This is a genomic window from Kitasatospora sp. NPDC057223 (genome assembly GCF_042669755.1).
Classification (GTDB): Bacteria; Actinomycetota; Actinomycetes; order Streptomycetales; family Streptomycetaceae; genus Kitasatospora.
The window spans coordinates 20,545-31,203 of record NZ_JBHUWW010000110.1 but is presented as its reverse complement, the minus strand read 5'-3'; the positions used below and the strand labels follow the sequence as shown (position 1 = coordinate 31,203).

Genomic DNA, 10,659 nt, shown 5'->3' with positions numbered 1-10,659 from the left:
GGGCTGGGGTTCAGTTCGGTGAGCCGTGGCCGGAGGGAACGTTTCTGCTGCGGTGGGGCGCCCGGCCCCGGGGGGCCCCGGGGGGCCGGCGGGCCCCCCCCCCCCCCCCGCCCCGGTCAGCCCTTGTCCCACTCCGCGAGGTAGGCGTCGATCTCGCCGGCCAGCCGGGCCTTGCCGGCGGTGTCCAGGAAGGACGCCTCGACGGAGTTCTTCGCGAGCGCCGCGACGCCGGTCTCGTCGAGGCCGAGGAGCTGCGCGGCGACGGCGTACTCGGTGTTGAGGTCGGTGCCGAACATCGGCGGGTCGTCGCTGTTGACGGTGACCAGCAGGCCGGCGTCGACCATCTGCCGGATCGGGTGCTCATCCATCCGCTCCACCGCGCGGGTGGCGATGTTGGAGGTCGGGCAGACCTCCAGCGGGATGCGGTGCTCGCCGAGCCAGTCCAGCAGCGCGGCGTCCTTGACGGCCTGGGTGCCGTGGCCGATCCGCTCGGCGCCGAGGACCCGCAGGGCGTCCCAGACGGTCTCCGGGCCGGTGGTCTCGCCGGCGTGCGGGACGCTGTGCAGGCCGGCCGCCCGGGCGCGGTCGAAGTACGGCTTGAACTGGGGGCGCGGCACGCCGATCTCCGGGCCGCCGAGGCCGAAGCTGACCAGGCCCTCGGGGGCGAGGTCGACGGCGAGCCGGGTGGTCTCCTCGGCCGCCGCGAGACCGGCCTCGCCGGGGATGTCGAAGCACCAGCGGAGCACCACGCCGAGGTCCTTCTCGGCGGACTTGCGGGCGTCCTCGATGGCCTCCATGAAGGCGACGTCGGGGATGCCGCGGCTGACCGAGGAGTACGGCGTGACCGTCAGCTCGGCGTAGCGGATCTGCTGGCGGGCCATGTCCTCGGCGACGCCGTAGGTCAGCGCCCGGACGTCCTCGGCGTCGCGGATCAGGTCGACCACGCTGAGGTAGACCTCGATGAAGTGGGCGAAGTCGGTGAAGGTGAAGTACTCGGCGAGCGCGGCCGGGTCGGTGGGCACCTTCGACCCGTGGTGGCGGGCGGCCAGTTCGGCGACCACCCGGGGCGAGGCCGATCCGACGTGGTGGACGTGCAGCTCCGCCTTGGGCATGCCCGCGATGAACGCCTCGATGCCGCTCTTCCCGTCCGGCTGGACCACGGTGTGGCTCTCTTTCTACGCGCGTCTACGGTGTGCGGCCAGGCTACGCGAGAGCGGCTCAGCCGCCGAGCGCGACGGCCACCGTGTGGATCAGCAGCCCGGCGAGGGCGCCGACCACGGTGCCGTTGATCCGGATGAACTGGAGGTCGCGGCCGACGTTCGCCTCGATCTTGCGGGACGCGTCGTCGGCGTCCCAGCCGGCGACCGTCTCGGAGATCAGCGAGGTGATCTCCTCCCGGTAGGTGTCGACGACGTACTGGGCGGCGTCCTGCAGCCAGGTGTCGGCCTTCGCCTGGAGCTTGCGGTCCACCGCCAGGCGCGCGCCGAAGTCCCGCACGCCCCGGGTGATGCGGCGGCGCAGCTCGCTGTCCTCGTCCTCGGCGGCGGTCATCACGAGCGAGCGGACGGCGGCCCAGGTGGACGCGATCAGGTCCTGCACCTCGGCGCGGGCGAGCAGTTCGGCCTTGGCCCGCTCGACCCGGGCGATGGTCTCCGGATCCTGCTGGAGCTCGGCGGCGAAGTCGGCCAGGAACTTGTCGACGGCGCCGCGCGCCGGGTGCCGCTGGTCGTCCCGGATGTCGGTGACGAAGCGCATCAGCTCCTTGTAGACCCGCTCGCCGACCTGCTGGTCGAGGAACCTGGGCGTCCAGCCCGGTGTCTTCTCGGTGACCCGGTGGACGACGTCCTCGTGGTTCTCGGTGAGCCAGTCGTGCGCCCGGACGGTGATCAGGTCGACCACCCCGTGGTGGCCCCCGTCGGCGACCACCTTGCCGAGCATCCGGCCCATCGGCTCGGCCACCGAGGTCGCCGAGGCCCGCCGGGTGACGGCCTCGCTGACCACCGCCTGCACGTCGTCGTCCCGCAGCACCGCGAGCACCCCGCGCAGCGCCGCCGACGCCTCCCTGGTGACCCGCTCGGCACTGCCGGGCGCGGCCAGCCACTCGCCGACCCGCCGGGCCACGCCCAGCGACGCCAGCCGGGTCCGGACGACGTGCCCGGACAGGAAGTTCTCGCCGACGAAGTCACCGAGCGACTTGCCGAAGGCGTCCTTCTTGGTCGGGATGATGGCGGTGTGCGGGATCGGCAGGCCGAACGGGCGGCGGAACAGCGCGGTGACGGCGAACCAGTCGGCCAGCGCGCCGACCATGCCCGCCTCGGCCGCCGCCGCCAGATACCCGGCCCAGGCACCCGCCCCCGAGGCCTTCGCCCAGGTCGCCAGGGCGAAGACCACGCTCGCGAGACCCAGCAGGCCCGTCGCGATGGTCTTCATCCGGCGGACGCCGCGTCTCTTCTCCTCGTCGGCCGCGGTGAACCGCACCCCGCGGCCCGTCGTACTGAAGGATTCGTCGCTCACCCCGCCAGTCTGCCCCGTACCGGCGCGCGGGATCATCCCCACCCCGTCCCGCGCGCCGTGCGCCCGTCCGTGCGCTCCGCTCAGCCGATCGGGGCGTGCGCGTACATCCGCGCGATGACGTCCTCGATGGCGGGCTCGCGGACCGACAGGTCGACCAGCGGGTAGCGCTCCGCGACGGCGGCCACGATCGGCGCCGCGCTGCGCTGGGCGGGGAAGGCCAGCCACTGGCGCGGCCCGTCCACCTTGACCACCCGGGCGCCGGGGACGTCGATCGGCGGGCGGGCCTCCGCGAGGTCGACGACCAGGGTGCGTTCGCTCTGCCCGGCGGCGTGCAGGGTGTCCAGGCCGCCGTCGTGCACCACCCGGCCGTGGTCGATCACCATGACCCGGTCGCAGAGCTGCTCGATGTCGACGAGGTCGTGGGTGGTGAGCAGCACGGTGGTGCCCTGTTCGCGGTTGACCTCGCGCAGGAAGTCCCGGACCCGTCCCTTGCTGATCACGTCGAGCCCGATGGTCGGTTCGTCCAGGTAGAGCACCTGCGGGTCGTGCAGCAGGGCGGCGGCCAGGTCGCCGCGCATCCGCTGGCCGAGCGAGAGCTGGCGGACGGGGGTGTCCAGCAGGGCGCCCAGCTGGAGGAGTTCGACGCAGCGCGCGAGGTTGGCCCGGTAGCGGGCCTCGGGGATGCGGTAGATCCGGCGGGCGAGTTCGTAGGAGTCGCGCAGCGGCAGGTCCCACCAGAGGGTGGTGCGCTGGCCGAAGACGACGCCGATCCGGCGGGCGAGGGCGGTGCGTTCACGGGCCGGGTCGACGCCGGCCACCCGCAGCCGCCCGGCGGAGGGGACGAGGATGCCGGTGAGCATCTTGATGGTGGTGGACTTGCCGGCGCCGTTGGGGCCGATGTAGCCGACGCATTCGCCGGCCCCGATGCTGAAGCTGAGCCCGTCCACGGCGCGGACTTCGCGTTTCTCCCGGCGGAACCGGCCGGTCCTGGCGCGGACGGTGAACGTGCGGTGGACGTCGTCGAGTTCGATCAGTGCCATCCGAAGGGTCCTTCCTGGGACTGGTGAGGGGTCAGCTGCCGGTGCTGCGGTACGCCCGCAGGCCGGCCCGCCAGGCGAGTCCGGCCGCGCCGACGCAGAGCGCGGCGGCCAGCGGCGAGGCGTACTGGAAGGCGGTGGGCAGCCCGAGCGGGTCAGGGCGGCCGAGGATGTGCAGGGCCGGCAGCCAGTTGACGAAGGCGAGCGGCACGCCGAAGACGACCCCGGCGACGAGCTCCCGGGCGAAGACGGTCGGCGGGTAGTGCAGCAGGGTGGCGCCGCCGTAGGTGAAGGAGTTCTGCAGCTCCCTGGCCTCGCCCCACCAGAACTGGAAGCTGGCACCGCCGATGAAGACGGCCCCGAAGATGACCGTCCCGCAGACCAGCAGGACGGGGACGAGCAGCACGCGGTCCCAGCTCCAGTGCACGTCCAGTGCGCCGAGCGACCAGAGCAGGACGGCGGTGGCCTGCAGCGGGCGGCCGAGCCGGCGCAGCGAGAAGCGCTCCGCGCAGAGCTGGGCGAGTGCGGGGGCGGGCCTGATCAGCATGGTGTCGAGGGCTCCGGTGCGGATCTTGTCGCCGAGCGAGTCGGAGCTGCCGACCAGCAGGTTGGCCATGCCCAGGGCGAAGCCCGACGTCCCGTACAGGAAGGCGAGTTCGGGCAGGCTCCAGCCGCCGAGCTGATCGGTGTGCTGGAACATCAGCACGATCACCACGAAGTCGAGCGAGGTCACCAGGATGCTCGCGCCGAGCATCAACGCGAACGAGGCCCGGTAGGACATCACCGCCCTGGTCCACATCCCGGCCATCAGCCACCAGGCGCGCAGCGCCCAGCGGGCGCGCCGCAGTGCGGTGTCAGCCACCCTGCACCACCACCCTGCGGGTGGCGAGCAGTTGGACGACCCGGCCGGCCGCGAGCAGCAGCACGGCCCAGCCGGCCTGGAAGCCGAGGGCGCCGAGCAGGCCCGCACCGTCGTGCCGTTGCAGGAACACGTCGGTGGGGACCTGCACGAGGGAGGCCCACGGCAGCAGGGGGGCGATCTCGCCGAGCACACCGGGGAACAGGCCGATCGGCAGCAGCATCCCGGAGAAGAACATCGACACCACCAGCATCACCGCGCGCACGCCGTCCGAGTCGTGCAGCCAGAAGCCGGCCAGCGAGACCAGGTAGCGCAGCCCGAAGCTCACCACCACCGCGAGCAGGACGGAGAACAGGAACTCCACCCAGACGACGGGGTCGTGCGGCAGCCTCAGCCGGAAGGCGAGGGCCCCGGCGATCATCGGCACGGCGCCGCGGGCGAGCAGGTGGAACGCGGCCCGGCCGAGGTCGCCGGCGAGCCACCAGGCCTGGAAGTCCACCGGACGGTAGAGGTCGATGGCGATGTCGCCGGTGCGGAAGCGCTCCTGGATGTCGTCCTGGAAGCCGCCGCCCCAGACCGCGACGGTGACCAGCAGGGCCTGGCTGACCCAGATGTAGGTGACGGCCGCGCTCGCGTCGTAGCCGCCGAGGCCGGGGCGGGCCTGCCAGAGGGCGAGGAAGGTGTACGCGAGGATGAAGCCGAAGACGGTGTTGGTGAAGGCGCCGGCCAGGGTGGCGGCCCGGTAGGTGGAGTAGCGGCGGAAGCTGCCGCGGGCGACGGCGAGATAGAGCCCGGCGGCGCCGCCGGGGAGCGGCCCGGCCTGCGCGGATACCGGCATATTGTCTCCTTGTCGACATGGGTGGGGGCAGTCGTACCCCGGGTCGGCCGGCCCTGCGGGCACGACCGACCGGCTCCGACCGGCCTGACCCCGGGGGTGGACCGGGCGGTGGGCGGAGCTCGCGTGCACTGACTGCGCTATGGGGTTGTCACCTTTCACCGTAGCGCCACCGGTCACCCTGCGCAGCCGAATTAGCCCCCTGCGCGGACGACGACCCGAGCGCCGGCAGAGTCGCAGAAACCACCTGATCACCGATCAAATCGCACATAATCACCCCATGAGCCAGGAGCCCGCGGACCAGCCCGACGCCACCCGACCGCCCCCGCTCCCCGGCCCGGCCCCAGCACCCGCCCACGGCACCCGCGCGCAGCGGCGACACGCCCGCCGCGCCGCCCGCCGCGCCCTGCCCTCCTGGCGCCGCGCCATCCCCACCTGGCGGATGCTCCTCGGCGGCCTCACCGGCCTGCTCCTGCTCGGCATCGCCGCCTTCGTCACGCTCTACCTGGTCGTCCCCGTGCCCGACCCGAACGCCCACGCCGTCGCCCAGAACAACATCTACTACTACGCCGACGGCACCGAACTGGCCCGCACCGGCGCCGTCAACCGCACCGACGTCACCATCGGCCAGATCCCCCTCGACACCCAGCACGCCGCCGTCTCCGCGGAGGACCGCACCTTCTACCGCAACAAGGGCGTCGACCTCAAGGGCATGATCCGCGGCGGCTGGAACACCGTCACCGGCAAGGGCACCCAGGGCGGCTCCACCATCACCCAGCAGTACGTCAAGAACTACTACCTGACGCAGGACCAGACGATCTCCCGCAAGGTCAAGGAACTCTTCATCTCGCTCAAGGTCGACCAGCAGCAGAGCAAGGACCAGATCCTCGCCGGCTACCTGAACACCAGCTACTTCGGCCGCAACGCCTACGGCATCCAGAGCGCCGCCAACGCCTACTTCGACACCGACGTCTCCCGCCTCACCACCGCGCAGAGCGCCTACCTCGCCGCCCTGCTGCAGGCTCCCAGCGCCTACGACGTCAAGAACGCCACCCCCGCCAACCGCGCCAAGGCCGTCGCCCGCTGGAACTACGTCCTCGACGGGATGGTCACCCTCGGCTTCCTCGACCCGGCCGTCCGCGCCGCCACCGTCTTCCCCGAACCCGTCGACCCCAGGCCCGTCACCGGCCTCAGCGGGCAGAGCGGCTACCTCGTCGACATCGCCGACACCTACCTCGCCGCCACCGGCACCGTCGACGCGGCCACCCTCAAGGCCGGCGGCTGGCGCATCACCACGACCTTCGAGAAGGCCAAGCAGGACGCCTTCGCCGCCGCCGTCCGGCAGCAGCTCTCCGACGAACTCGACCCCGCGGCCCGCCCCGGCACCGACACCGACGTCCGCGTCGCCGGCGCCTCGGTCGAACCCGCCACCGGCCGCCTGGTCGCCGCCTACGGCGGCCCCGACTACGCGAAGCAGCCCTTCAACGACGCCCTGCGCCAGGACAACCAGATCGGTTCCACCTTCAAGCCGCTCGAACTCGCCGCCGGCATCGAGAACGACGCCACCACCCAGGACGGCCGCCGCATCACCACCGAGACCGTCTACGACGGCACCAGCGGCCGGGACGTCGTCGGCGGCCCCACCCCGTACGCGCCGCCCAACGAGGACGACATCGACTACGGCTCCGTCACCCTGCGCCAGGCCATGGTGAAGTCCGTCAACTCCGTCTACGCGCAGGAGGGCGTGGACGCCGGGCTGGACGACGTGCGGGACACCGCGATCCGGCTCGGCATCCCCGCCGACGTGCCCGGCATGGACCCGGCCAACACCTCCATGACGCTCGGCACCGTCACCCCCAGCGCCGTCGACCTCGCCGCGGTCTACGCCGCCCTCGCCAACCACGGCCAGGCCCAGAGCCCCTGGTCCGTCCTCAAGCTGGAGCACACCGGCTACTCCGACCTCCCCCCGCTGCCCGACCACCCGGCCACCACGGCCCTGGAGCGGGGCACCGCCGACGCCGTCACCGGCGTCCTGCGCGACGTGATCAGCGCCCGCGGCACCGGCGCGGCCGCCCTCGCCCTCGGCCGCCCGGCGGCCGGCAAGACCGGCACCACCGACTCCAACCTGGCCGCCTGGTTCGCCGGCTACACCCCCGAACTCGCCACCGCGGTAAGCCTGTTCAGGGAGAACCCGAAAACCCACGGCAAGGAGTCACTGGCCGGCACCGCCGGCCTCGCCCGGATCAACGGCGGCAGCTTCCCCACCGACATCTGGACGGCCTACATGACCGAGGCCCTCGACGGGACCAGGGTCCAGCGCTTCGACCTCCAGCCCGCCCACGGCAACACCCAGGCCACCCAAAACCCCACCGCGAGCCCGGGCCGCAGCACCGCGCCGAGCCCGTCCCGGACACCCACCGCGGCACCGACCGCGGCGCCGACCGCCACGGCGACGCCCAGCACCGCCCCGAGCCCCACCCCGGCCCCGACCCCCAGCCCGACCGCCACCGCCACCGGGAGCCCCGCCCCCACCCGCAGCAGCACCGCCACGGCGGCGGCCACCACGACCACCGGCCCCGCCGCCGCACCACCCAGGCCCTGAGGCCTACCCGACGAGCTCCCGCTCCAACGGCGTCCGGAACCTGGGCGTCACCCGGACACCGCCCAGCCACCCCGCCAGCCGGGCCGCCTCCGCCTCCACCGCGGTCACGGCCTGCGCACCCACGTCCGCGAGCAGCCGCCACACCAGCTCACCGTCCGCCCGTTGGGCCCAGCCGCCGACCACCCGGCCGTCCCACCACACCGTCGGCCCCGCGTTGCCCGCGCGGTCGAACAGCGCCGGTACGTCCTCGGGCCGCAGGTACCAGTCGCGTCCGCGCCAGCCCATCACGGTCGGGTCCAGCGACGGCAGCAGCGCCGCCCACGGGGCGCTCGCGGGCACCGGCCCCTCGTCGCCCGGCAGCACCAGCGCCGCGCCGCCGCCCTCCAACGCGACCTCCTCGGCCCCGACGTCCGCGAGCGCCCTGCGGGTGTCGCCGAGGGTCCAGCCCGTCCACCACTTCAGGTCCTCCACCGTGGCCGGCCCGTACGAGGAGAGCCAGCGCCGCGCCACCTCCGCCTTGGCCTCCCGCACCGGCAGCTCCGGCCACTGCGGCACCGGCGCCCACGGATAGCTGCTGCTCAGCCACGACCCGCGCGGACGGCAGCGGCGCACGTGCCCGTCCGAGGCGAGCATCCGCAGCAGCCGGCTGCCGACGCTCTGCCGGGCCTCGTACGGCTTGCCGGCGGCCATCAGCATCGTCTCGCGCATGTCGGGCACGTCCGCCGACAGCTCGGCCGTGGTCGCCTCGCCCCGGACGGCGAGCGCCGCCAGCACCGCCCGCTCGGTCGCCGCCAGCCGCTCCTCGTCCCAGCCCTGGGCGAACTCCCGCAGGTGCTTCAGCAGCGTCGCGCGCTCCTTCGCCGCGATCGCCCGGGCCGTCGAGGAGCTCACGAACGGAGCGAAGTCCTCCGTCACGGCGAAGATCGTCCGGCGCATCGACAGCAGCTTCACCAGCGTCACGTCGTCGTACAGCGCCCGCTCGACCTCCGCCGCCGACGGCTCCGCGAGCCGCGCGCACGCCGACAGGTACACCGTCGCGGCGTCCGTCGCGTGCAGCCCGGCCAGCGCGTCGGCGACCTCCTCCACGGCCGCCGCCCGCCGCGCGGGCACCAGGAGGTGGCGCAGCCCCAGCCGGGCGCGCCGCTGCTCGTCACTGATCACGCGGCGGGCGCCGCTCACACCGGTCACAGCACCGGACCCTAGCCGAGGGCCGGCCTTCCGGCCCCCCGGTCAGACGTAAAGGCGGTCAGAGGTACAGGCCGGTCAGAGGTACAGGCCGGTCGAACCCTCCGCGTCGCCGAAGCGCTTCCCGGCCACCGCGTGCAGGTCGCGCTCGCGCAGCAGCACGTACGTCGCGCCGCGCACCTCGACCTCCAACTTGTCCTCCGGGTCGTACAGCACCCGGTCGCCGGGCTCCACCGCGCGCACGCTCTGGCCCACCGCGACGGCCTCCGCCCAGGTGCAGCGCTTGGACAGCTCCGCCGTCGCCGGGATCAGGATCCCCCCGGTGGAGCGCCGCTCGCCCTCACTGCCCTCGGTTTTCACCAGCACCCGGTCGTGCAGCATCTTGATCGGCAGCTTCTCGCCCAGCCGGTCGTGGCGGGGTGCGTCGTCCTGCGGGACCGGCCCGTCGTTGGTACTCACGCCCCGAAGGTACCCGCCCCCGGCCGGCCGCGGGACGGTGGCCCGGCATGCGGAAGGGCCGGGTACGCACATCCGGCGCACCCGGCCCGCGGCGGCCCGCCCGGCGGGCCTCCCGGTCAGCCGCGCCTGCGCTTGCGGACCGACGCCACCAGCAGCAGCACGCCGACGCCGACCAGCGCGGCCGGCACGATCCGCTCCTTGCGCGGGCGGCCCTTCTCGTCCGTGAACTGCGCCTTCGCCTGCTCCACCGCACCACTGGCCGCCACGTACGCCCGGCCGGCCTTCTGCTCCACCGACGCCAGCGCCTTGGCCTTCGCCTGCGCCACCACCGTGGTCGGGTGGACCCGCACCGCGAGCTCGTCCAGGGTCTGCGCCAGCTGGGTACGGGTACGGGCGATGTCCGCCTCGATCTGGGCGGTCGTCCGCTCCGCCTTGTCCTTCGTGCTCGCCTCGCCCACTAGGGCCACCCCATTCACCGATGTTGTCCTCTGCGACCGCCCCAGTCTGTCAGCTGACCCGCCGCCACGCGCGACGCCGCCCACCAATTGCCGGAGGGTCTATGTTTGCGGTGGTACGACCGCCCGTCCAGCACCAGGAGAGACCCACCGTGAGCGAGCGCCTCCAGGCCGGGGACACCGCGCCTGCCTTCACCCTGCCCGACGCCGACGGCAAGCAGGTATCGCTTGCCGACCACCTCGGCCGCAAGGTGATCGTGTACTTCTACCCCGCCGCCCTCACCCCCGGCTGCACCACCCAGGCCTGCGACTTCACCGACAACCTGGAGGTCTTCCGGGGCGCCGGGTACGACGTCGTCGGCATCTCGCCGGACAAGCCGGAGAAGCTCGGCAAGTTCCGCGAGACCGAGGGGCTGAAGGTCACCCTCCTCGCCGACGAGGACAAGTCGGTGCTGGAGGCCTACGGCGCCTTCGGCGAGAAGAAGCTCTACGGCAAGACCGTGGTCGGCGTCATCCGCTCCACCGTCATCGTCGACGAGCAGGGCAAGGTCGAGCACGCGCTCTACAACGTCAAGGCCACCGGCCACGTCGCCAAGCTGCTCCGCGACCTGAAGATCGCGGCGGCCTGACCTCGGCAGTCACCTCGGGCGGGCCCCGCACGGGGCCCGCCCGAGGCACGTCCGAGGCACGTCCGCTCCCGGTGACTTGGTCAC

The 10,659-nt window shown here is 73.2% G+C and carries 10 protein-coding genes; 2 read left to right on the top strand and 8 right to left on the bottom strand.

Annotated elements, in window-relative coordinates; translation table 11 throughout:
• Nucleotides 1-116: 116 nt before the first annotated feature.
• Genes ACFUK0_RS30130 through ACFUK0_RS30110 form a run of 5 tightly spaced genes read right to left on the bottom strand, consistent with a single transcriptional unit; the run spans nucleotide 117 to nucleotide 5,248 of the window.
• Nucleotides 117-1,160: an adenosine deaminase gene (locus ACFUK0_RS30130; RefSeq protein ID WP_380255619.1), complete on the bottom strand. Its 1,044-nt coding sequence runs from the start codon at nucleotides 1,158-1,160 to the stop codon at nucleotides 117-119.
• Between the two features lie 58 nt (nucleotides 1,161-1,218).
• On the bottom strand, nucleotides 1,219-2,550 hold the full coding sequence (locus ACFUK0_RS30125; protein ID WP_380255618.1) for a DUF445 domain-containing protein: 1,332 nt from the start codon (nucleotides 2,548-2,550) through the stop codon (nucleotides 1,219-1,221).
• 44 nt (nucleotides 2,551-2,594) lie between these two features.
• Complete coding sequence (locus ACFUK0_RS30120; protein ID WP_380255617.1) at nucleotides 2,595-3,554, bottom strand: ATP-binding cassette domain-containing protein; 960 nt, start codon at nucleotides 3,552-3,554, stop codon at nucleotides 2,595-2,597.
• Between the two features lie 31 nt (nucleotides 3,555-3,585).
• Nucleotides 3,586-4,413, bottom strand: coding sequence for an ABC transporter permease (locus ACFUK0_RS30115; protein ID WP_380255616.1), 828 nt, complete (start codon nucleotides 4,411-4,413; stop codon nucleotides 3,586-3,588).
• Nucleotides 4,406-5,248, bottom strand: a complete 843-nt coding sequence (locus tag ACFUK0_RS30110) for an ABC transporter permease (protein ID WP_380255615.1) — start codon at nucleotides 5,246-5,248, stop codon at nucleotides 4,406-4,408. The genes ACFUK0_RS30115 and ACFUK0_RS30110 overlap by 8 nt, the downstream gene beginning before the upstream one ends.
• Before the next feature lie 277 nt (nucleotides 5,249-5,525).
• Here ACFUK0_RS30110 and ACFUK0_RS30105 point away from each other — a divergent pair, with 277 nt between their 5' ends.
• A complete protein-coding gene (locus ACFUK0_RS30105) occupies nucleotides 5,526-7,847 on the top strand; it encodes a transglycosylase domain-containing protein (protein WP_380255614.1) in 2,322 nt (773 codons plus the stop codon).
• A 3-nt stretch (nucleotides 7,848-7,850) separates the two neighbouring features.
• Here ACFUK0_RS30105 and ACFUK0_RS30100 read toward each other — a convergent pair whose 3' ends face one another.
• The 3 genes from ACFUK0_RS30100 to ACFUK0_RS30090 all read right to left on the bottom strand — a co-directional run bounded on the left by ACFUK0_RS30100 (nucleotide 7,851) and on the right by ACFUK0_RS30090 (nucleotide 9,958).
• The gene (locus ACFUK0_RS30100) at nucleotides 7,851-9,026 is read right to left on the bottom strand and encodes a winged helix DNA-binding domain-containing protein (RefSeq protein ID WP_380255623.1); all 1,176 of its coding nucleotides are present in this window, start codon (nucleotides 9,024-9,026) and stop codon (nucleotides 7,851-7,853) included.
• An 84-nt stretch (nucleotides 9,027-9,110) separates the two neighbouring features.
• Nucleotides 9,111-9,413 (bottom strand): GroES family chaperonin, encoded by a 303-nt coding sequence (locus tag ACFUK0_RS30095; protein WP_380255622.1) that lies wholly within the window; start codon nucleotides 9,411-9,413, stop codon nucleotides 9,111-9,113.
• Nucleotides 9,414-9,607: 194 nt separating this feature from the next.
• Nucleotides 9,608-9,958 carry a DUF3618 domain-containing protein gene (locus ACFUK0_RS30090; RefSeq protein ID WP_380255613.1) on the bottom strand — a complete coding sequence of 117 codons (351 nt, stop codon included), beginning with the start codon at nucleotides 9,956-9,958 and terminating at the stop codon, nucleotides 9,608-9,610.
• A 140-nt stretch (nucleotides 9,959-10,098) separates the two neighbouring features.
• Here ACFUK0_RS30090 and bcp point away from each other — a divergent pair, with 140 nt between their 5' ends.
• Nucleotides 10,099-10,575 carry a thioredoxin-dependent thiol peroxidase gene (bcp, locus tag ACFUK0_RS30085; protein WP_380255612.1) on the top strand — a complete coding sequence of 159 codons (477 nt, stop codon included), beginning with the start codon at nucleotides 10,099-10,101 and terminating at the stop codon, nucleotides 10,573-10,575.
• Nucleotides 10,576-10,659: the final 84 nt, after the last annotated feature.